The sequence below is a fragment of the Serratia sp. BNK-33-b genome (genome assembly GCF_048684565.1).
Taxonomy (GTDB): Bacteria; Pseudomonadota; Gammaproteobacteria; order Enterobacterales; family Enterobacteriaceae; genus Serratia; species Serratia marcescens.
This window is the reverse complement of record NZ_JBLQTZ010000001.1, coordinates 1,863,584-1,885,976: the sequence shown is the minus strand read 5'-3', so window position 1 is coordinate 1,885,976 and position 22,393 is coordinate 1,863,584. Positions and strand designations below refer to the sequence as shown.

Annotated in this window: 17 protein-coding genes; 3 read left to right on the top strand and 14 right to left on the bottom strand. The window is 60.1% G+C overall.

Annotated features, from left to right (window positions below; all coding sequences use genetic code 11):
* Positions 1-115: 115 nt before the first annotated feature.
* The 8 genes from ACMGGK_RS08975 to chaB all read right to left on the bottom strand — a co-directional run bounded on the left by ACMGGK_RS08975 (position 116) and on the right by chaB (position 7,703).
* Complete coding sequence (locus tag ACMGGK_RS08975; RefSeq protein ID WP_016927341.1) at positions 116-787, bottom strand: ABC transporter ATP-binding protein; 672 nt, start codon at positions 785-787, stop codon at positions 116-118.
* Positions 784-1,626 (bottom strand): ABC transporter ATP-binding protein, encoded by an 843-nt coding sequence (locus tag ACMGGK_RS08970; RefSeq protein WP_016927340.1) that lies wholly within the window; start codon positions 1,624-1,626, stop codon positions 784-786. The genes ACMGGK_RS08975 and ACMGGK_RS08970 overlap by 4 nt, the downstream gene beginning before the upstream one ends.
* Positions 1,616-2,485 (bottom strand): ABC transporter permease, encoded by an 870-nt coding sequence (locus ACMGGK_RS08965; RefSeq protein WP_016927339.1) that lies wholly within the window; start codon positions 2,483-2,485, stop codon positions 1,616-1,618. The genes ACMGGK_RS08970 and ACMGGK_RS08965 overlap by 11 nt, the downstream gene beginning before the upstream one ends.
* A complete protein-coding gene (locus ACMGGK_RS08960) occupies positions 2,482-3,531 on the bottom strand; it encodes an ABC transporter permease (RefSeq protein ID WP_420276840.1) in 1,050 nt (349 codons plus the stop codon). The genes ACMGGK_RS08965 and ACMGGK_RS08960 overlap by 4 nt, the downstream gene beginning before the upstream one ends.
* Positions 3,531-5,099, bottom strand: coding sequence for an ABC transporter substrate-binding protein (locus tag ACMGGK_RS08955; protein ID WP_016927337.1), 1,569 nt, complete (start codon positions 5,097-5,099; stop codon positions 3,531-3,533). The genes ACMGGK_RS08960 and ACMGGK_RS08955 overlap by 1 nt, the downstream gene beginning before the upstream one ends.
* Before the next feature lie 174 nt (positions 5,100-5,273).
* Positions 5,274-6,227: an HTH-type transcriptional regulator Cbl gene (gene cbl, locus ACMGGK_RS08950; protein WP_004934716.1), complete on the bottom strand. Its 954-nt coding sequence runs from the start codon at positions 6,225-6,227 to the stop codon at positions 5,274-5,276.
* A 300-nt stretch (positions 6,228-6,527) separates the two neighbouring features.
* Entirely contained in the window at positions 6,528-7,223 is a 696-nt protein-coding gene (locus ACMGGK_RS08945) for a gamma-glutamylcyclotransferase (protein ID WP_016927336.1), read from the bottom strand.
* Positions 7,224-7,475: 252 nt separating this feature from the next.
* Positions 7,476-7,703, bottom strand: coding sequence for a putative cation transport regulator ChaB (gene chaB, locus ACMGGK_RS08940; RefSeq protein WP_016927335.1), 228 nt, complete (start codon positions 7,701-7,703; stop codon positions 7,476-7,478).
* 130 nt (positions 7,704-7,833) lie between these two features.
* Between chaB and ACMGGK_RS08935 the strand changes: the two genes are divergently transcribed.
* A complete protein-coding gene (locus ACMGGK_RS08935; protein ID WP_033640040.1) occupies positions 7,834-8,652 on the top strand; it encodes a siderophore-interacting protein in 819 nt (272 codons plus the stop codon).
* Positions 8,653-8,946: 294 nt separating this feature from the next.
* Positions 8,947-10,050 carry a sodium-potassium/proton antiporter ChaA gene (gene chaA, locus ACMGGK_RS08930; RefSeq protein WP_004934723.1) on the top strand — a complete coding sequence of 368 codons (1,104 nt, stop codon included), beginning with the start codon at positions 8,947-8,949 and terminating at the stop codon, positions 10,048-10,050.
* 36 nt (positions 10,051-10,086) lie between these two features.
* Here the strand turns inward: chaA and lpxO are convergent, their stop codons facing one another.
* From lpxO to putP, 6 genes are all read right to left on the bottom strand, one after another.
* Positions 10,087-10,989, bottom strand: a complete 903-nt coding sequence (lpxO, locus tag ACMGGK_RS08925; RefSeq protein WP_015378219.1) for a lipid A hydroxylase LpxO — start codon at positions 10,987-10,989, stop codon at positions 10,087-10,089.
* 234 nt (positions 10,990-11,223) lie between these two features.
* The gene (gene phoH / locus ACMGGK_RS08920) at positions 11,224-12,012 is read right to left on the bottom strand and encodes a phosphate starvation-inducible protein PhoH (protein ID WP_015378226.1); all 789 of its coding nucleotides are present in this window, start codon (positions 12,010-12,012) and stop codon (positions 11,224-11,226) included.
* 717 nt (positions 12,013-12,729) lie between these two features.
* A complete protein-coding gene (efeB, locus tag ACMGGK_RS08915; RefSeq protein ID WP_420276839.1) occupies positions 12,730-14,028 on the bottom strand; it encodes an iron uptake transporter deferrochelatase/peroxidase subunit in 1,299 nt (432 codons plus the stop codon).
* An 11-nt stretch (positions 14,029-14,039) separates the two neighbouring features.
* Positions 14,040-15,176, bottom strand: coding sequence for an iron uptake system protein EfeO (efeO, locus tag ACMGGK_RS08910; RefSeq protein ID WP_016927331.1), 1,137 nt, complete (start codon positions 15,174-15,176; stop codon positions 14,040-14,042).
* Positions 15,177-15,196: 20 nt separating this feature from the next.
* Positions 15,197-16,042, bottom strand: a complete 846-nt coding sequence (gene efeU, locus ACMGGK_RS08905; RefSeq protein ID WP_016927330.1) for an iron uptake transporter permease EfeU — start codon at positions 16,040-16,042, stop codon at positions 15,197-15,199.
* A gap of 243 nt (positions 16,043-16,285) precedes the next feature.
* Positions 16,286-17,770 carry a sodium/proline symporter PutP gene (gene putP / locus ACMGGK_RS08900; protein WP_015378228.1) on the bottom strand — a complete coding sequence of 495 codons (1,485 nt, stop codon included), beginning with the start codon at positions 17,768-17,770 and terminating at the stop codon, positions 16,286-16,288.
* A gap of 570 nt (positions 17,771-18,340) precedes the next feature.
* Between putP and putA the strand changes: the two genes are divergently transcribed.
* Positions 18,341-22,312 (top strand): trifunctional transcriptional regulator/proline dehydrogenase/L-glutamate gamma-semialdehyde dehydrogenase, encoded by a 3,972-nt coding sequence (putA, locus tag ACMGGK_RS08895; RefSeq protein ID WP_049299138.1) that lies wholly within the window; start codon positions 18,341-18,343, stop codon positions 22,310-22,312.
* The last annotated feature ends 81 nt before the right edge of the window (positions 22,313-22,393 follow it).

Below are 22,393 nucleotides of genomic sequence, written 5' to 3'. Positions count from 1 at the left end.
TCACGCGGTTGCGTTGTTTTTCGAGTGTAGGGGGTAAGAATTGACAGAAGAACGACGATAAATTGCTTTATTTATTACCAAGATGGATATGCCCGCCGCATTGACGGGCATTGGGTCAAACGATGATGCGGCCGTGCGCCATTGCCACCGAACGATCGCACATGTGGTCAATCACGTCCGCATCGTGGCTGACCAGCACCATAGTCAGATCGCCCGCCTGTTTCAGCTCGTTGAGCAGATTGAGGATCTCCGCCTGCACCGACATGTCCAACGCCGAAGTCGGTTCATCCAGCAGCAGCAACTTCGGCCGCAGCAACAATGCGCGCACGATCGCCACGCGCTGCCGCTGGCCGCCCGACAGCTGATGCGGGTAGCGATCCAGCAGGCGCGGATCCAACCCCACCTGGCGAAAGCCCGCGCTGATCTTGCGTTCGATGTCGCTTTCCTGCATCAATTTGAGCGGTTCCGACAGCGTACGCAACAGCCGGTGCTTGGGGTGTAGCGAAGCATAGGGATCCTGAAACACCATCTGCACCTCGCGCCGCAGCTCGCCGGTAAATGCCTGCCCCGGTTGCAGCCGCCGCCCCAGCAGCTCAAAACCGCCCTGCCAGCTGCCATTCAGCCCGGCCAGCACCCACAGCAAGGAGGACTTGCCGCAGCCGGAAGGCCCCACCAGCCCGAAACACTCACCCGGTTCGATGTGCAGGTTAACCTCATGCACCACGGTGCGCAGCTCGTAGCCCTGGCGGTGACTGACGCTCAGGTTCTCCAGTGCAATTACGCTCATTTCAACGTCTCCAACAGCGCGCGGTCCAGCACCGGCAGCGGTTTGCCGCGCGTCTCGCGGCTCGGCCGGCACGCCCACAGCGTGCGAGTATAAGGATGCGTGGCCTGCGCCAGCTCTGCTGCCGGCAGTTGATCCAACAGCTCGCCTTTGTACATCACCAGCACCCGCTCGCAGTGGTGCGCCACCTGCTGCAAATCGTGGCTGATCAGGATCAGCCCCATGTTGCGTTGCGCCACCAGATTGTCTATCAGTTGCAGCACCTGATCGCGCATTTGGTGATCCAGCGCCGAAGTCGGTTCATCGGCAATCAACAGCTGCGGATCGTTGATCAACGCAATGGCCAGCATCACCCGCTGCCCCATGCCGCCGGAGAGCTGATGCGGATAACGGCCGCACAGCGCCGCCGGATCGGGCAATCCCACCGCCGCCAGCATCTCCAGCACTTTTTCACGCCGCTCGGCGCGGCTCAGCTTGGCATGCAACACCAGCGGTTCCTCCACCTGACGGCCGATCGGCTGATTGGGATTCAACGCATGCTTGGGATCTTGCATCACCATCGCCACCCGGTCGCCGCGCAGGCGGCTCCACTGGCGCTCGCTCAGGCGCGTCAAGTCTTCGTCGCCCAGCGTCAGGCGCTGCGCCTGCAGCTGCAACGGCGGCGGCAATAGCCCCATCAGCGCGCGCGCGGTCAACGATTTGCCAGAGCCGGACTCGCCGACCAGCGCCAGCCGCTCCCGCCCCATGCTGAACGAGATATTCTTCACCAGCGCCGCCGGCTGCGGCCCCGGCACGCCGATCGCCAGCCGTTCAACGGTCAATAACGTGTTATCAGTGCCCATGACGAGGATCCATTTTGTCGCGCAGGCCATCGCCCAGCAGGTTAAACGCCAGGCTGGCGAACAGGATCGCCCCGCCTGGTGCGGCGGCGACCCACCATTGGTCGAAAATCACTTTACTGCCTTCGGCCACCATCGACCCCCATTCGGCGGTCGGCGGCGCGACGCCCATGCCGAGGAACCCCAGACCGGCGGCGGACAGGATGATGCCGCCCAGGCTCAGCGCCGCACGCACCACCGCGCTCGGCAGGCATAAAGGCAAAATGTGGCCGACCATCAGCCGCAACCCATTGATGCCCTGCATGCGCGCCGCCGCCAGGTAGTCACTGCGGCGCAGCGCCAGGGTTTCGGCCCGCGCCTGGCGGGCAAAGGCCGGCCAGCTGGTCAATGCCAGCGCCAGCGCGCCGTTCATCAGCCCCGGTCCCATGACCGCCACGAACGCCAGCGCGATCACCAGACTCGGCAGCGACAGGAAAATGTCGGTCAGACGCATCAAAATGCGCTCGACCCAGCCGCCGAGGTAACCGGCGCAAATGCCGACCAGCAGGCCGATGGGAATGGTCAACACCAGAATCAGCGACACCAGGATCAGCGTCGGCCGCGCGCCGTAAATCACGCGGGAGAGCAAATCGCGGCCAAAGCCGTCGGTGCCCAGCCAATGTGCAGCCGAAGGCGGCAGTAACCGCAGCTCGATATGCTGCAGATTGGGATCGAAAGGCGCCAGCCACGGAGCCAGCAGCGCGGTGACGATCAGGATCGCCACCAGCGCCGCGCCCAGCGTCAGCGTGGTCAGACGTCGACCGCGGCGGTAACCGACGGCCGGCTCGCTTTGCGGTTCGTGTTCAGAGAGATATTGGCTCATCGGGTTCGCGGATCCACTAAATAGGTCAAGGCGTCGGCCAGCGCATTCAACAGCACGAAACAGGTGCCGATCAGCAGCGTGGCGCCGAGGATCGCCGGCGTGTCGGCGGCAAACAGCGCCGAGGTCAGGTAACGCCCGACGCCGGGCCAGGCGAACACCGTTTCGGTCAATACCGCGCCCTCCAGCAGGCTGGCGTAGGAGAGAGACAGTACGGTGATCAGCGTGCCCAACACGTTGGGGAACACATGGCGCAGCAGAATGCGCAGGCGGCCGGCGCCCTTGGAACGCGCCAGCGTCACGTATTCCTTGTTGCACTCTTCCAGCATCGCCGCCCGCAGCAGCCGGGTGATGCCCGCCATCGACAGCAGCGCCAACGCCACCACCGGCAGCCACAGGTGGCCGATGGCGTTGTAGAACATTTCACGATCGCCGGACAGCCAGCTGTCGATCAACACGAAACCGCTGCGCGGCTCCATGCTGTACAAGTAAATGTCGTCCAGCCGCCCCGGCCCCGCCGACCAATGCAGCGTGGCGTAGAACAGCAACAGCCCGAGCAGGCTCAGCCAGAAAATCGGCACCGAATAACCGATCAGCGACAGCAGACGCGCCGCGTTATCCAGCCAGCTGCCCGGTCTGAGCACCGCCAGAAACGCCAGCGTAATGCCGCCGAGGGCGCCGAGGATAATGGCGCAGGTGGCCAGCTCCACCGTCGCCGGGAAGGTGCGCAACAGATCGCTCAACACCGGCTGCGCGGTAATACGCGAAATGCCCAAATCGCCGTGCGCCAGGTGCACCAGGTAACGCCAAAATTGCACCGGCAGCGGCTGATCCAACCCCAGCTCGTGCCGCACCTGTGCATAGGTGGCTTCGCTGGCGTGATCGCCCGCCACCTGCAGCGCCGGATCGATCGGCGCCAGGTGCGACAGCATGAAGGTGAACAGCAGCAGGCCAAGCAACGTCAGTGCCAGAGACAGCGCGCCGCCGAGCAGCCGCCCGCCCCAGCGCCAATACCGCCGGGCCGCCCCGGCGGACAGGTCAGCGGCCATTACTTGCTGACCTTGCTGTAGAACACCATGTCAGGGTTGATGCCCTGCACATAGCCCTTGAGGTTGTCACGCACCGCAATCAGGCTGCGCGCCTGCAGGCCGATGACAAACGGCGAGCTTTGCTGCACCTGTTTTTGCAGTTGCTGGTAGTCTGCCACCCGTTTGGCGGTGTCATTTTCCGCGGTGGCGGCCAGCGTCAGCTTGCTCAGCGCCGGGATCTGCCAGTTGGCGCGCCAGGCCAGCGTCTTGCTGCCGTCTTCCGGGTTGTAGGCGAAGGCGGCGGCGTTGGTGTTAGGGTCGAAGTAATCCGGCCCCCAGGAGGTCAGCGTCGCATCGTAGTTAAGCGCTTTCACCTTGGTGGAGACCTGCGAACTGATGCCCGGCACCAGTTCGACCTTCACGCCGCCCTGGGCAAAACTGGCCTGCAGCGCCTGGGCGATATCCAGATACGGCGGCTGGTTGTTGACGTCCAGGCGGAAACTGACGTTGCTCAGCCCCGCTTTGGCCAGTATTTCTTTGGCTTTCTGCGGATTGAAGCTGTACGGCTGATCCTTGAGCGCGCCCAGATAACCGTCCGGCAGGAATGCCTGATGGCTCTGGAATTGCCCTTTCAGCAGATCGTCGGCGATGCCTTGGTAATCGAACAGCCAGCGCGCCGCCTCCCAGAACGCCGGATTGCCGAGCGCCGGCGACGCCTTGGCGTTGAACTGCAGGAAATAAAGCGAGGCGTAAGGAATGGCCAACGGTTTGACGCCCGGCTTGCCCTTCAGGGCCGCCATCTGGTCCGCCCCCAGGTTGCGGGCGATATCGGCATCGCCCTGCTCGATCAGCAAACGCCGCGCCGCCGGATCGGGCACGTTTTTGATCAGGATGGTTTTCAGCGTCGGCGCCCCTTCCGGCGAGCCGGGATTGGCGTCCAGCACCACCACTTCATGCGGCACATAGGTGCGGATTTTGTAAGGGCCGCTGCCGGCGGAGTGGCTGTTCAACCATTGGTGCCCCAGATCGTCGCCCTGCTGGTGCGCCAGCGCCTCTTTAGCGTCGACGATCGAGGATACCGGCGCCGACAGCAGGCTGAGCACGAAAGCCGGGCTGACGTTCTCACTCCAGCTGATTTTTACCGTGTGCTCGTCCACCTTGCTCAGGTGTTGCTCCACGTTCTTCGCGTTCCAGCCCAGCTGCGTCAGGATAAACGACGGTTCGAGATTGAGTTTAACCACCCGTGAAAGCGAGAAGATCACGTCTTCCGGCCGCAGCGGATTGCCGCTGGCGAACGTGGCGTCCGGGCGCAGGCTGAAAGTCAGGCTGCGGTCGTCGGCGCCGGCCTGCCAGCTGCTGGCCAGGGTTGGTTTAAGATCGATGGGATTGTGCGGATCTGACTGGATCAGACGTTGATACAGGCTGTTGAACGACTGCACCGTGGTTAACTCAAATCCCTGGGCCGGGTCAAAGCTGACCACGTCATCGATAGATTGCGCGATCACCAGCGTGTTGGCCGGCGTCGCCGCCTGTGCGTTTACGCTGGCCGCCACGGCCAAAAACAGCAAAGAAGGAACGAGCGCTTTCATCTGAAACTCTCCAAGCGGATGGAATTTATAATAATTTTGCGAGTGTATGCGAGCACGATCGGCAGCTGAAGGTACTTAAATCACTATAGATATTCTTTTTATGTATATAGATGGGATTTTGATTATTAGGCAGGCGATGCAGCATGTGCGGCAGGCATTGCCTGCCGCTATCGATTAAATCTGGTAGTCAATCACCGCATCCAGCTGCGACGAGAAGACCTTGTCTTTGATTTCGGTCAGCGACAGCGTCGGGTTGCACAGCTGAATAAAGCGCCAGGCATAGTTGCGCTGCAGCTGGCTGCGTTTCAGGCCCAGCCAGACAGTATTGGGTTCAAACAAATGCTCGGCGTTGAGGCTGACCAAGCCGCGATCGCGCTCTTTTTCATACGACATGTCCGCCAGCACGCCCACGCCCAACCCCAGCTCGACATAGGTTTTAATCACGTCGGAATCTTGCGCGCTGAGCGCGATGTCCGGCGTCAGGCCCGCCGATTTGAACGCCGCATCCAGCTTCGCGCGGCCGGTAATGCCCTGGCGGTAAGTGATCAGCGGCAAGGTGCTGAGCATCTCCAGCGTCACCTGCGGCTGCCGCGTCAACTCGTGCCCTTCCGGCACCAGAATGGTGTGATGCCAGCGGTAGTAAGGGAACGCCGCCAGCGACTCGTCGCTCATCAGCCGTTCGCTGGCAATGCCGATATCGGCTTCACCGGCGGCCAGCATCGAGACGATCTCCTCCGGGCTGCCCTGATTGAGCACCACCCGCACCCGTGGGTAAAGCGCGCGAAACTCTTTGATCACCCCCGGCAGGCTATAGCGCGCCTGGGTGTGCGTCGTCGCGATATGCAGCTGCCCCGAATCGTTGCTGCTGAAGACATCCGCCAGGCGACGGATGTTGTTCGCGTCGTTAAGAATGCGCTCCGCCACCACCAACAGCTCTTTGCCGGGCTCGGTCATGCCCAGCAGCCGTTTGCCGCGGCGAATGAATATTTCGATGCCCAGCTCTTCTTCCAACTCGCGAATATGCCGGCTAACGCCGGACTGCGAAGTAAATAAGGTATTGGCGACCTCGGTCAGGTTGTAGTTGCAGCGCGCCGATTCGCGAATAATTTTTAATTGTTGAAAGTTCATCCCCGTCTCCCTGTTTCTTGCAGTAGCGTCTGCCATATTGATACGGAGTCCTGCGGGGCTGAACAAATAAGAAATAACCTTTACTTATGCAATTTAATACTAAGTGAATTATTTATCGTGGCTCTCGGGGGATGAGGACGGGGGAAAATGATGAATGGCTTTAAAAATAAAGAGATAAATAACCACACAAATAAAGCAACTTAAGTTATCATGCAGAATAAAGTTATTAAATAGAGGCATTAGATATAAAAAAGGGCCCAGCATGCTGAGCCCCTCACCGTTCGCATTCCCGCAGCAGCCTCAGGCGGTGGCCTCGCTGCCGATGCCGCCGGTGCGGTTCTGCTGCAACCATTGCTGTACATAGCGCACCAGATCGCCGATGCAATCATCCTGCATGCCGTGGTGCTTCAGCTCGTTATCCAGCGCAAACAGGTATTGCGCGTTGGTGCCCAGCGGGCCGCTGGCGCTGGCGATCAATGGCGCGATCACCTGGTGGCTGGTGTCTGCTTCAAACAGCGGGTGCTGCGCGTTCATCACGAACACCAGCGCCGTGACGGTCTCTCCGCCATCCAACTGCAGTTCACACCAGGTCGGCACGTAGCAATCGGTCACCATTTCGCGCTTCCAAAGCAGCTCCAGCTCTTCTCGCAGCTTGCCTTCCGGCAGACGAAACGCCAATCCGGTGGTCTGGCCGCCCTCTTTCAGCGCCAGCATGCGCCCCGGCTGATGCAGCGTGCCGCGCCCGGCGGTCAAACGCATGCAGAACGCCCGATGCCAGCCCTGCAGCATGGCGGGCCGCACTTCTTCAGATTCGAAAACCGGATTCCACATCAGCGAACCGTAACCGAATACCCATACCGGGCTGTGATCCGGCCGGCGCGATAGCGTGCATTCCAACGAGGCTGCGCGCTGTTCAGGCGTCAGCAACAGCGACTCCTCAATAGCGCCAAAGGCGGTTTTGCAATCCGCTTTTTGCAGAAAATCTCGCGTTAACACTGTTACAACCTCCCGGGAATACGATTTCTCGTCCTCCCTCGCCACTACTGAACCTTTGCAATTTTATTTTTTGGTGCGGAATTTTATTAATTCAATAACCGCGCCGATTAATAATGACCATATTCTTTTCCCGCCGCGCAATCAAGTTGCAAAGCGGCGTTAACGTGGAAAAGTATTTGTACTGAGCAGCAACAATATTAATTGCCGAGGTCAGCATAACGTCTGCGCGATTCTTACCGGGGCATAGAGGCGTTACTTTTTATGCCAGCGTTCGTCGTCGCCCTTGCGATAGCTTTGCTTGACCGCCGCCCAGGCCACTTTGTGCGCCGTCTCCTCTCGGCTGTCGTCACCACGCCGATCGTCGGGATCCCGGTATTGTTGCCAGGCGCTGTTAAACGCTTCTTTATAGATCGCCTGCGCATGTTCCGGCAGCACATGCTTCACATTGTCCGGCAAGTCGTTCGTGTCTTGGTATGGCATCACATCCTCCCGTGCGTATTGCGTGAACCTTAAGCCTAGCCCACACGCGGTTACGCCTCAATGAGCAAACAATTCTCATTATCAAACGGCATGGTATACTCACCGCCAAACGACCTATAAGGAGATCCCCGTGACTACCGAAGCCCCTCGCTCACGCGCCCCCTACCTGATCGCCGTCAGCGCCGTACAGGACATTACGCCGCACCTGCGCCGCATCACCTTTACCGCGCCCGATCTGCGCTACTACCCGGCCAACGCCGCCGCCGCGCACATCAAGGTCTTTTTGCCGCTCGCCGGCCAAACGCAGCCGGATCTGCCGACGCTGACCGAAAACGGCCCGCGCTGGGCTGCCGATGCCGTGCGCCCGATCGTGCGCACCTATTCCATTCGCGCCGTGCGCCCGGAACAGGCGGAAGTGGACATCGAATTCGCCATTCACGATCACCAGGGACCGGCGGTCGACTTCGCGCGCCAGGCGAAAATCGGCGATAAAATCGGCATCAGCAATCCAGGCGGCCCCAAACCGATGCTGCCGGCCGCCGACTTCTACTGCCTGGCGGGCGATCCTTCTTCGCTGCCGGCGTTGGCCGCGCTGCTGGAAAACCTGCCGCCGCACGGCGCCGGGCGCGCTTTCGTCCGCGTCGATAGCACTGCCGACGTGATTGACCTGAAAAAGCCTGCCGGCGTTGAGGTGAATTGGGTCGTCGGCGGCACAGAGAAAACCGACGAATTGGTCGCTCGGTTCCGCGCGCAGTCCGTGCCGCAGGGTGAAGCGCATTTCTGGCTCGCCGGTGAAGATCGCCTGGTAGTAGAGTTGCGCCGTTACCTACGGCGCGAACGTCAATGCGATCGTAATCGTCTTTATGCCGTGCCTTACTGGCGTGAGGGGCTAAATGAAGAGGGTTACCACAATAAACGGCATGAAATCATGGATAATATTGACGACTGACCGTCTCATTCTCCTTGATTAACCGAGCAGTAAACAAGTAAACACGACTTTTCTCAAATCTAACGTTAAAAATTAGCGTTATTGCGTAAAAGTAAGTAAATAAAACCGCACCCCGTGCGGTTTTTTTGTTACCCTGATCACATAAAGCAAGCAATTGCTTTCTCAGATAAAAACAACATCACACCGGCGCCGCGGGTGTATCCTAATATAAAATACCTACTGGAAACGCAGAGTTGCCGCATCACGGCGACCGGCGCTGACGGGCTACGCTGTTTGAGAAGGAGTGCCACCCTCATGAAGTCGCAACACGATCCTGGCCGATCCACCAAGTCTCGCCACACCGAATACTCGCTGATCTTCCCCATCGCCGCGCTGGTGGTGTTGAATTTATGGGGCAGCACCGCTAACTTTCCGCTGATTGTCGGCATCAATATTCTCGCGCTGGTGGGGATCCTCAGCAGCGCCTTCAGCGTGGTGCGCCACGCCGACGTGCTGGCCCACCGATTGGGCGAACCCTACGGCTCGCTGATCCTCAGCCTGTCGGTGGTGATCCTCGAAGTCAGCCTGATCTCGGCGTTGATGGCCACCGGCGACGCCGCGCCGGCGCTGATGCGCGACACGCTGTACTCCATCATCATGATCGTTTCCGCCGGCCTGGTCGGCTTCGCGCTGCTGCTCGGCGGGCGCAAGTTCGCCACCCAGTACGTCAACCTGGGCGGCATCAAACAGTACCTGATGGCGATTTTCCCGCTGGCGGTGATCGTGCTGGTGTTCCCGAGCGCGCTGCCAGGCGGCAACTTCAGCACCGGGCAAGCACTGCTGGTGGCGTTGATCTCCGCCGCCATGTATGGCGTGTTCCTGGTGATCCAGACCAAAACCCACCAGAGCCTATTCGTGTACGAGCATGAAGACGACGATGGCGACCCGCACCACGGCAAGCCTTCTTCGCACAGCAGCGCCTGGCACGCCGCCTGGCTCATCGTGCACCTGATCGCGGTTATCGCCGTCACCAAGTTCAACGCCAATCCGCTGGAAGGCCTGCTGACCAAAATGAATGCACCGGCGCAGTTCACCGGTTTCCTGGTGGCGCTGCTTATCCTGTCGCCGGAAGGCCTGGGCGCGCTGCGCGCCGTGTTGAACAACCAGGTGCAACGCGCCATGAACCTGTTCTTCGGTTCGGTGCTGGCGACCATCTCCCTGACGGTGCCGGCGGTCACCATCATCGCTACCCTGACCGGGCAGACGCTGATCTTCGGCCTGCAAACGCCGCATATCGTGGTGATGCTGACGGTGTTGCTGCTGTGCCAGCTGTCGTTCTCGACCGGCCGCACCAACGTGCTGAACGGCACCGCTCACCTGGCGCTGTTCGCCGCCTACATGATGACGATCTTCGCCTGATCAAAAAGGGGCGCACTCTGTGCGCCCCTGCCTGCGTTATACCGAGAAGAATATCGCCGCGGCGATCCCCCCGAACAAAATCCACTTGATGATGTAATAGCCGGTGCGATTCCAGGCCTTCAGGCGTTTCCCCACCCGGCGTATCGCATAGATGTATTTGAACATCTTGTTGACGCCGCCGGTGCGATCGCCCTCTTCATTCGGCGCGGTGGCGGCGCTCATCAGATTGCGCCCCAGCCAGTGGTTAACCGCCTGCGCCCAGCGGTAGCGCATCGGCCGTTCGATATCGCAGAACAGGATCAGACGATTCTGCCCGCTCTGATTTTCCGCGTAGTGCAGATAGGTTTCATCGAACATCACGCCTTCACCATCACGCCAGCTGTAGCGCTCACCGTCCACCTCAATGAAGCAGCGGTCATCATTGGGGGTAATCAGCCCCAGGTGATAACGCAGCGAACCGGCGTAAGGGTCACGGTGGCGCGGCAACCGGCTGCCGTCCGGCAGTTCGGCGAACATCGCCGCCTTGACCGAAGGCAAGCTGCGCAGCAGTTCCGTGGTCTGCGGGCACAGGGTCATGGCGGAGGGATGGCTGTCCTCATACCATTTCAGATAAAAGCGTTTCCAACCGGTCTTGAAAAACGAGTTGAAGCCGGCGTCGTTGAATTGATCGGACGCCTTGATCTGCTGGATCTCCATCAGCTTCTGTCCTTCGTCGCGGATGGTTTCCCAGTTCTCCCGCAGTACCGCCAGCTCAGGAAACTGCTCCGGCTTCAGGTACGGCGTGGTCGGCACACGGGAAAACAGATACATGAAGACGTTCAGCGGTGCGGTAAAGGTGGAATGGTCAGACAGCTGACGCCACACGTTGTAGCGCACCCGCCCGCGGTAATGCACATAGACGACGCATAAAATAAGCAAAAGCAGAATGATGTATTTCATGTTTGAATCGCATCAAGGAACCCACACGCTATGCGCCGCGCGGCGCACACCCCAGAGAATGTCCTTTTGGCGGCACAGGCAAATTGCGCGCCAATCTGGAACCCATTAATCATTAACGCTAACTCAACGAAAATCTATACAGAAAACCACAATAATTTACACAAAGGTTAAACGAGAGGGGAAATTGCGGAGATAAAAAAGGCCGCCGAAGCGGCCTTTCCATTAGCGGATAGGTTAACTGTAAGCGTTGAGCGTGCGCTGGCACAGAGCGGAACGCACGCAGTCCTGTTTTTCAAAGCGGATAACGCCAATCATCTCGTCCTCCTCGAAGCGCTCCAGGGCATCGCTGAGGCCGGATTTCACGCCGCGCGGCAGGTCGCACTGGGTCACATCACCGTTAACGATAACCGTCACGTTTTCTCCCAGGCGGGTCAGGAACATTTTCATCTGGCTGGCGGTCACGTTCTGGGCTTCATCCAGGATAACGACCGCATTTTCGAAGGTGCGCCCGCGCATGTAAGCGAACGGCGCAATCTCTACCTTGCCGATTTCCGGGCGCAGGCAGTACTGCATAAAGGAAGATCCTAAACGGCGCACCAGAATGTCATACACCGGGCGGAAATAAGGCGCGAACTTCTCGGAGATATCCCCCGGCAAGAAACCGAGGTCTTCATCCGCCTGCAAAACAGGACGGGTAACGATAATCCGATCCACCTCTTTATGGATCAGCGCCTCCGCCGCCTTGGCGGCGCTGATAAATGTTTTGCCGCAGCCGGCTTCGCCAGTGGCGAAGATCAGCTGCTTATTCTCTATGGCTGATAAGTAATGACCCTGAGCTTCGGTTCTAGCCTCGATGGGTGAGCTATCGCGCTTGTCTCGCGCCATGCCGATAGACTCGACTCCCCCCATTTGCACCAGCGAGGTCACAGACTCTTCTTCCAGCTGGCGATGACTACGAGCGTCACGACGAATAACGCGTTTCGCTTCACGACGTGCTTTGATCACTGCTTTCTGTCTACCCATAGTGGCACCTTACAGTTTGTTTCACCTACCGCAACGGCCAGGCCGCGCGATTATGTTTCACACACGTATTAGGTTTTGGCCTCCTCCGAGCCAATAAGAGCCAAGGGACAAAGTGAATCGACGGCAACGCTTAAGCGCCGTGTCTTCACGGGACAACGCGGACTGCATCAATAAACGTGGAGTAAAAAGCGATGAGATTCGGTAGCGATAAGAGTGCGGAGTTGCCGGTAAAAGAGAGTCGGAGAGAGAACCCTCGTTACAACGAGAAATCAGGGGAGATGTGTTATTTTTTCTTTCCAGCCCAACCAAGGACTTTACCATTAGCGATCCCCGCAGTGATATTTACAGCTTCAAGCTGTGCACCGTGTGAAAACTACCGCCAGATGATTACAGTATAATGACATTCAATCCCACGGCGTTACTAAAATGTAAAAAAATTTAATATTTTTTGTTTTCAGTTAACGCAAAAACACTATATCACGCCCAAGACATCATTCCATAGAAAATTATAATCAATAAATATCAATGCATTAAAATTAAAACCCGCGAATGACACTTTAGTTTCCCGATTAAATTTTGCGCAATCAAAAACAGCATGACTGCGTGTTTTTTAATCTACCGGCAAAGCATTGAATTGCGTTTCATCGTTCACTGCCCCCTGTAGCGGGTAAGACAAACGTAAAACGAGGCGGAAGATCCCGCCTCGTCATTCCTGCTTCAGGCCTTGAGCAGGCCGCTGGCCAGATAATCGCCGCCCTCTTTCACGCCCGGCAACACGAAGAAATACCCGCCGCCAATCGGCTTGATGTATTCCTCCAGCGCTTCGCCGTTCAGCCTTTTTTGCACCGTCAGGAAGCCTTTCTCCAGATCGGCCTGATAGCAGACGAACAGCAGCCCCATTTCCAGCTGCCCGGCATTGGAGACGCCAAGGGAATAACTGTAGCCGCGCCGTAGCATCAGGTTGCTTTGGCTTTCCGGCGTGCGAGGGTTAGCCAGCCGGATGTGCGCATCCATCGGGATCACCTTGCCGTCGGGATCGTTCGCGTAGTCCGGCTCGTCATGTTCATGCTTCATGCCCAGCGGCGCCCCGCTGTGCTTCTCGCGGCCGAAGATGGTTTCCTGCTCCTGCAGCGGCGTGCGATCCCAAAACTCGACGCGAAAACGAATAATGCGCGCCGCCTGATAGCTGCCGCCGGCCGTCCACGCCGGCTCGCCGACGTTGTCGCCGACCCACACCACCTTATCCATCAGCGGTTTGTCGTCGGTTTTCGGGTTGGCGGTGCCGTCTTTGAAACCCAACAGGTTGATCGGCGTCTCTTTGCCTTTGCTGCGCGCCGCGTGCGCGGAGATGAACCCCTCCCGCTTCCAGCGCACGCTGAGCAGATCCGGCGAATGCTTAATGATGTCGCGCAGCGCGTGAATCACCGTTTCGTTGGTGTTGGCGCAGATCTGCAACAGCAGGTCGCCGTGGCAAAACGCGGCGTCCAACGCATCGTTGGGGAAGCGGGTCATTTTCTGCAACCGCAGCGGTTTTTGCGCCTGCAGACCAAAGCGTTCATCGAACAGCGATGCGCCGACCGAGACGGTGATGGTCAGGTTGTCCGGGTAAATCTCCGGCCCCATGATGCCGGAATCGAGCGGCGGCAGCTTGGCGTCCACCTCCGGCGCCTTGCCACCGTGAGTCAGGAAGGCGATGCGATCGGTCAGCAGCCGGAACAGGCGCTCCAGCCCCGCTTTGTCGGTCGCCAGCACATCGAACGCCACCAGCATCATCGCCGCCTGTTGCGGCGTCAGCACCCCAGCCTGATGGCGGCCATAAAACGGCTGTTTCTGCCAGCGCTCATCCTGCGGCGTCGCCAACGGCTCCGCCGCGTTGCCCGCCGCCTGCGCCAGGCGGCTGCCGCCCAGCGCCAGCGCGCCCAGCCCCAGCCCTTGCAGCAAACGGCGTCGCGAAGGCGATGCCGCCCCCTGCGATTGCGGATGCGGCCCGTTATGCGGGCCTGCCTTGTTGCTCATAACCGTATGCCTCAGTCCAGACCCAATACGCCGCGCAGCTGGGAAAGATCTTCCGCCAGCGTGGTGATCGGCCCTTTCAACGCATTGCGATCGGCATCGGTCAGCTTCTCATAGGACTCATAACCCTCTTTGGTTTGGTACTTCGCCAAAATGGTGTCCACGGTTTTGAAGTTGGCGTCGATCTTGTCCAGCAGCGGCTTATTGGCCTTAACCAGCAGCGGGCGCAGCAGATTGACTATCTTTTGCGCGCCGTCGACGTTGGCCTGGAAGTCCCACAAATCGGTGCGGCTGTAACGGTCTTCTTCACCGCTGATCTTGCTGGCCGCCACTTCTTCGATCAGCCCGGCTGCGCCGCCCACCACCTTGCTCGGCGGGAAGGTCAGTTCACTCACGCGTTTTTGCAGCTCAACGGTGTCGTGATACAGACGATCGGCATATTTGCCCATGTCTTTGGTCGAGTTGTCGGCAAACAGCGCCTTCTCCAGACGGTGGAAGCCGGTGAAGTTCGGGTCCGCCGCTTTCTTCTCGTAGTCGTCTTCGCGGGCGTCGATGCTGCCGTCCAGATCGGAGAACAGCTCGGCGATCGGCTCGATGCGCTCATAGTGCTGGCGGGTCGGCGCATACAGCTTGCGCGCCTGCTCCACGTTGCCGGCCTTCACCGCGTCGGTAAACAGCTTGGTCTGTTTCACCAACCCATCGACTTCTTTGGTGACGTAAACCTTGTATTCGGCGATCGGGCCAACCAAGTCCAGCGCGTTCGGCTTGCCGTCGGTGGCGCCGTTGGCCGCTGCGGTGACGATCAGTTTGCCTTTCGGATTGCTCAGCAGCCCGCAGGTCATGTCATATTCGCCCGCTTCCAGCGTGGCGGTCATTTTCTGAGTAAAGCCCGGCGCGATGTTCTCGCGCTCTTCCACCACCATCACCCCTTTCAGGATTTCCCATTCGACGTTTTTCTGGCTGGTGTTGTGCACCACAAACTGCGTCTTGCCGGCCGGGACCGTCAGCTGCATCGGTTCGCACTGCTTGTCGTTAACCGTAACCTTGACCTGCGGCACGTCCGCCGCCAAGGCGTCGAGGCTCAGCGCAAACGCCGGGATAGCCAGTAATGCTGCGTGCAACGCCTTGCGGCGAAATAACGGAGTAGACATACGAGATTCCCTATTAAACATTAATGATTGATTTTACGTTGCGCCGGGGCCGCTGCCGGCTCCGCGCGCTGCGGCAGGAAAAAGAAAATCAGCGCCGGGATCAGATACAGGAAGTAGACCGCCACTTCGCTGACCGTCGGCGCTTCCTGGTAACCGAGAATGCCTTCCAGCAGGGTGCCGAACAGCGAATGGGTCGACAGGGTGCTGCTGAAATCGAAGGCGATGTCCTGGAAGTGGTTCCATAGACCGGCTTCGTGGAAGGCGCGGATCGCCCCGGCGGCCAGGCCGGCGGCGACGAACAGAATGAACAGGCTGGTCCATTTGAAGAATTTGGCCAGGTGCAGCTTCACCCCGCCCCAGTAAATCATCATGCCCAGCACGATGGCGGCCACCAGGCCGAGCACCGCGCCGATCGGCGCCGCGGCGCCCACGTCTTGCTGAAACGCCGCCAGCAGGAAGAACACCGACTCCAGCCCTTCGCGCGCCACGGCGAAGAACACCATCGCCACCAGCGCCCATCCCTGCCCTTTACCGGCGCTGAGCGCCTGATCGATAGCCCCTTCCAGATGCACCTTGACCGATTTGGACACCTTACGCATCCAGAACACCATATAGGTGAGGATCAGCACCGCCACCACCGCCACGATGCCTTCGAACAGCTCCTGCTGCTTCTGCGGGAACTCGCCGGTGGTTTCATTGATGAAGATGCCGAGCGCCAGACACAGCGCCGCAGCGACAATTACGCCGATCCACACCGCGCCCAGCCATTGGCTGCGCTGCGTGCGCTTCAGGTAGCTGGCGATCAGGCTGACGATCAGCGCGGCCTCCAACCCCTCACGGAACATGATAAGAAAGGGAACGAACATAACTAATCACCCCTGAAAAGACCGCGGCGGCAGAGCAAACCGGCTCGAAATGAGCCGCGGCGAGTATGTAAAGAAACGTAAAATACAACGAGAGTGATTATCATTCTGGCAAAAAGAAATACAAGAGGCGCAAGCGTGATTTTTTCTAATCAAATGTCGCCAGGTGTTACAGCCGAATGACGGGCAAACAGGCAAAAAGAAGGGGCGCTCTGCGCGCCCCTTGCCGACTGACATCGAACGGCGTTATACCGTTTTGTATTCGGCTTCCGCCTGATCGAAACGTTCGGTCATGGTTGAGGATGGCTGGCGGCCCATCAGGCTCACCACCACGATAGCCAGGCAACCCAGGATGAAGCCAGGGATGATTTCGTACAGGCCCAACCATTCGTACTGTTTCCAGACGATCACCGTCACCGCACCGACCAGCATACCGGCCAACGCGCCGTTGCGGGTCATGCGCGACCACATTACCGAGATCAGCACAACCGGGCCGAAGGCGGCGCCGAAACCGGCCCAGGCATAGCTCACCAGGCCCAGTACGCGGTTCTCCGGGTTGGCCGCCAAGGCGATGGCGATCAACGCCACCACCAGCACCATCACGCGGCCGACCCACACCAGCTCACGCTGGCTGGCGCCCTTGCGCAGGAACGCCTTGTACAGGTCTTCGGTGATCGCGCTGGAGCACACCAGCAGTTGGCAGCTCAGGGTGCTCATGACCGCCGCCAGAATCGCCGACAGCAGCACGCCCGCCACCCATGGGTTGAACAGCAACATCGCCAGTTCGATGAACACGCGCTCGCCGTTCTGCGATACGTTGCCGGCCTGATCCGGGTTATTGGCGAAGTAAGCGATGCCGAAGAAACCGACGGCGATGGTCCCGGCCAGACACAGGATCATCCAGGTCATGCTGATGCGGCGCGCGCTGCGGATGGTGCGGTGAGAATCCGCCGCCATGAAGCGCGCCAGGATGTGCGGCTGGCCGAAGTAGCCCAGGCCCCAACCCAGCAGCGACAGGATGGCGACGAAGTTCAGCCCCTTCAGCATATCGAGGTTGGCCGGGTTCTTCGCCTGGATCACCAGCATCGACGTATCGATGCCGCCGACGGCGAAGATCACGATCACCGGCGTCAGGATCAGCGCGAAAATCATCAGGCTGGCCTGTACGGTGTCGGTCCAGCTCACCGCCAGGAAACCGCCGATAAAGGTATACAGGATGGTCGCCGCGGCGCCGGCCCACAGGGCGGTTTCGTAGCTCATGCCGAAGGTGCTTTCGAACAGGCGCGCGCCGGCCACGATGCCGGAGGCGCAGTAAATGGTGAAGAACACCAGAATGACGATGGCCGAGATCACCCGCAGCAGCTTGCTGTTGTCTTCAAAACGGCTGGTGAAATAGTCCGGCAGCGTCAGGGCGTTATTGTTGGCTTCGGTATGCACGCGCAGCCTTCCTGCCACCAGCTTCCAGTTCAGGTAAGCGCCGATGGTCAGGCCGATGGCGATCCAGCTTTCAGAGATGCCGGAGAGGAAGATGGCGCCCGGAAGGCCCATCAGCAACCAGCCGCTCATGTCGGAAGCGCCGGCGGACAGCGCGGTCACCACGCTGCCCAAACTGCGGCCGCCGAGAATATAGTCATCAAAGTTATTGGTTGCCCGGTAGGCAAGCAGGCCGATCAGCACCATCCCGAAAATGTACACCAGGAAGGTCACCAGCATAGGTGTGCTCATTGTCATTTAATTCTCCACTTTCATTATTATTCGCGTTTCGCTCCGGCCATGCCGGCGCCGGTAAACCCACGCGCAATGCATTTCACTGGCCGCCGCGCCGGAACGTGGCGCAGCCTGCTAGCGAGTGCAGGTAAAATAGTTTCTGCCCGTAATTGTTGACCGTCGGTTATCCTAGATGAGCCTTTCATCAACCAACAAGATATTTAACAACAAAGTTACACAAAGTTTACCCTGCGTCACATTTACCGGGCTCAAAGGTTGCACTCACGACAAGCAAAATGAGTTGCACCTTGCTATTACCCTTATATACCGCAAGGTAAAGCGCCTGCGGCATCATAAACCCCGCCGCATTCGCTCAATAACGCAACATTCATGCCAACTGCCCGTGTTAAAAAATCGATGAAACTCACACTTCGCTCATCAGCCTGATTTAACAAGGTTGCACAAAGTTGCAACATGCAGGATATTGTCTGCATTCTTAACCCACACATCTCACGAACCTATCCCAACAGGCTTTCCGGCCTGCTGTTTGTCTAGCCTGATGGGATAGGTTCTAAACACAGGAGTTGGACAGGCATGGGCACTACCACAATGGGCGTGAAACTCGACGAGGCAACACGCGACCGGATCAAGAGCGCCGCGCAGCGCATCGATCGCACGCCGCACTGGCTCATCAAGCAGGCCATCTTTAATTACCTCGAGCGTCTCGAGAGCGGTACCGATATTCCTGAAATTCCAGCGCTGGCCGCAGCGGGCCAGCCTGAAGCGGACGACATTATGCCGCAAGCGCAGGAAGAGTCACACCAGCCATTCCTCGATTTCGCCGAACAAATTCTGCCTCAGTCGGTGACCCGCGCCGCCATCACCGCCGCCTATCGCCGCCCAGAGACCGAAGCGGTGCCGATGTTGCTCGAACAGGCGCGATTACCCGCCGATCTTGCGCAGGCCACTCACAAAATGGCCTATGGCATCGCCGAGAAATTGCGTAACCAAAAAAGTGCAAACGGCCGCGCCGGCATGGTGCAAGGCCTGCTGCAAGAGTTCTCCCTCTCCTCGCAGGAAGGCGTGGCGCTGATGTGCCTGGCGGAAGCGCTGCTGCGCATTCCGGACAAACCGACCCGCGATGCCCTGATCCGCGACAAGATCAGCAACGGCAACTGGCATTCGCACCTGGGGCGCAGCCCGTCGCTGTTCGTCAACGCCGCGACCTGGGGTCTGCTGTTTACCGGCAAGCTGGTGTCCACGCATAACGAAGCCAATCTGTCCCGTTCGCTGAACCGCATTATCAGCAAGAGCGGCGAACCGCTGATCCGCAAAGGCGTGGACATGGCGATGCGCCTGATGGGTGAGCAGTTCGTGACCGGCGAAACCATCGCCGAAGCGCTGGCCAACGCGCGCAAGCTGGAAGAAAAAGGGTTCCGCTATTCCTACGACATGCTGGGCGAAGCCGCCCTGACCGAAGCCGACGCGCAGGCCTACCTGGTTTCCTACCAGCAGGCGATCCACGCCATCGGCAAAGCCTCCAACGGCCGCGGCATCTATGAAGGCCCCGGCATCTCCATCAAGCTGTCCGCCCTGCACCCGCGCTACAGCCGCGCGCAGTACGAACGCGTGATGGAAGAGCTTTATCCGCGCCTGCTGTCGCTGACCCTGCAAGCACGCCAGTATGATATCGGCATCAACATCGACGCCGAAGAGGCCGACCGCCTGGAAATCTCGCTCGATCTGCTGGAGAAGCTGTGCTTCGAGCCGCAGTTGGCCGGCTGGAACGGCATCGGCTTCGTGATCCAGGCCTATCAGAAACGTTGCCCGTTCGCCATCGACGCGGTGATCGACATGGCGCAACGCAGCCGCCGCCGCCTGATGATCCGTCTGGTGAAAGGCGCCTACTGGGACAGCGAAATCAAACGCGCCCAGATGGACGGCCTGGAAGGTTATCCGGTTTACACCCGCAAGGTGTACACCGACGTTTCCTACCTGGCCTGCGCCCGCAAACTGCTGTCGGTGCCGAACCTGATCTATCCGCAGTTCGCGACCCACAACGCCCATACCCTGAGCGCCATCTATCACCTGGCCGGCAACAACTACTACCCTGGCCAGTATGAATTCCAGTGCCTGCACGGCATGGGTGAGCCGTTGTACGAACAGGTGGTGGGTAAAGTGGCCGACGGCAAACTGAACCGCCCTTGCCGCATCTACGCACCGGTCGGCACCCATGAAACGCTGCTGGCTTACCTGGTGCGCCGCCTGCTGGAAAACGGCGCCAACACCTCGTTCGTCAACCGCATCGCCGACGCCACCCTGCCGCTCGACGAACTGGTGGCCGATCCGGTCAGCGCCGTGGAAGCGCTGGCGGCCAACGAAGGCCAGATTGGCCTGCCGCATCCGCGCATCCCGCTGCCGCGCGAGCTGTACGGCGAGAAACGCGTTAACTCCAGCGGTCTGGATCTGTCCAACGAACAGCGTCTGGCCTCGCTCTCCAGCGCCCTGCTCACCAGCGCCAGCCATCCGTGGCGCGCGGAACCGATTATCGACGCCGAATTGGATCAGGGCGTGGAGCAGCCGGTGATCAACCCGGCCGAGCCGGGCGATGTGGTCGGCTACGTGCGTGAAGCCACCGAAGGCGAAGTCAGCCGCGCGCTCGACGCCGCCGCGGCCGCCGGCCCAATTTGGTTCGCTACGCCGCCGACGGAACGCGCCGCGATCCTCGAACGCGCCGCCGAACTGATGGAAAGCCAGCTGCAAAGCCTGCTGGGCATTCTGGTGCGTGAAGCGGGTAAAACCTTCAACAACGCCATCGCCGAAGTGCGTGAAGCGGTCGACTTCCTGCACTACTACGCCGGCCAGGTGCGCGACGACTTCGCCAACGACAGCCACCGCCCGCTGGGCCCGGTGGTCTGCATCAGCCCGTGGAACTTCCCGCTGGCGATCTTCACCGGCCAAATCGCCGCCGCGCTGGCGGCGGGCAACAGCGTGCTGGCCAAACCGGCCGAGCAAACGCCGCTGGTGGCCGCGCAGGCGGTGCGCATCCTGCTGGAGGCCGGCATTCCGCAAGGCGTGCTGCAGCTGCTGCCGGGCCAGGGTGAAACCGTCGGCTCGACGCTGGTCAACGACGCCCGCGTCCGCGGCGTGATGTTCACCGGCTCCACCGACGTCGCCGGCATTCTGCAGCGCAGCATCGCCGGTCGTCTCGATCCGCAAGGCCGGCCGACGCCGCTGATCGCCGAAACCGGCGGCCTGAACGCCATGATCGTCGACTCTTCCGCCCTGACCGAACAGGTGGTGACCGATGTGGTGGCTTCCGCCTTCGACAGCGCCGGGCAGCGTTGCTCCGCGCTGCGTATCCTGTGCATTCAGGAAGACGTGGCCGAGCACACGCTGCAAATGCTGCGCGGCGCGATGGCCGAATGCCGCATGGGCAACCCGGAGCGCCTGTCCACCGACGTGGGCCCGGTGATCGACGCCGAAGCCAAAACCGGCATCGAACGCCACATCCAGGCAATGCGCGCCAAAGGCCGCAAGGTGTACCAGGCCGCCAAAGGCAGCGCGCAGGATGAAAAAGAGTGGGCGCGCGGCACCTTCATCAAGCCGACGCTGATCGAGCTCGACAGCTTCGACGAGCTGCAGAAAGAGATCTTCGGGCCGGTGCTGCACGTGGTGCGCTTCCAGCGCAACAATCTGGACGCGCTGGTCGATCAGATCAACGCCGCCGGTTACGGCCTGACGCTGGGCATTCACACCCGTATCGATGAAACCATCGCCCGGGTGACCGAACGCGCCAAGGTCGGCAACCTGTACGTCAACCGCAACATGGTCGGCGCAGTGGTCGGCGTGCAGCCGTTCGGCGGCGAAGGCCTGTCGGGCACCGGCCCGAAAGCCGGCGGCCCGCTGTACCTGTACCGTCTGCTGGCCAACCGTCCGGACGACGCGCTGCAACGTACGCTGCACCGCCAGGACGAAGAGCGCCCGATGGAAGCCACCGCGCGGCCGCAGCTGCTGGGCGCGTTGCAATCGCTGGAGAAGTGGGCGGTCACCAGCCAGCACGGCGAACTGGCGGCATTGGCGCAACGTTATGCGGAACTGGGCCAGGGCGGCACCGTACGTCCGCTGCCGGGCCCGACCGGCGAGCGCAACACCTATGCCCTGCTGCCGCGTGAACGCGTGCTGTGCCTGGCGGATAACGAAACCGACGCGCTGATCCAGCTGGCCGCCGTGCTGGCGGTTGGCAGCTGCGCGCTGTGGCCGGAAGCGGAACTGCAACGCAATCTGTTCCGCCGCTTGCCGAACGATGTGCAGGCGCGCATCGCCTTCAGCAAAGACTGGCAGCAGGACAAGGTCGAGTTCGACGCCGCCATCTACCACGGCGATGCCGACCAGTTGCGCACCCTGTGCGAGCAGATCGCGCAGCGCGGCGGCGCCATCGTCTCGGTGCAGGGCTTCGCCCACGGTGAAACCAACATCCTGTTGGAACGCCTGCTGATCGAACGTTCGCTGAGCGTCAACACCGCCGCCGCCGGCGGTAACGCCAGCCTGATGACCATCGGTTAACGCATCCTCAAGGCTGCACGCGTTGCAGCCTGATGGGCTTACCGCTACGCAAACCCTGCACGAGTGCAGGGTTTTTTATTG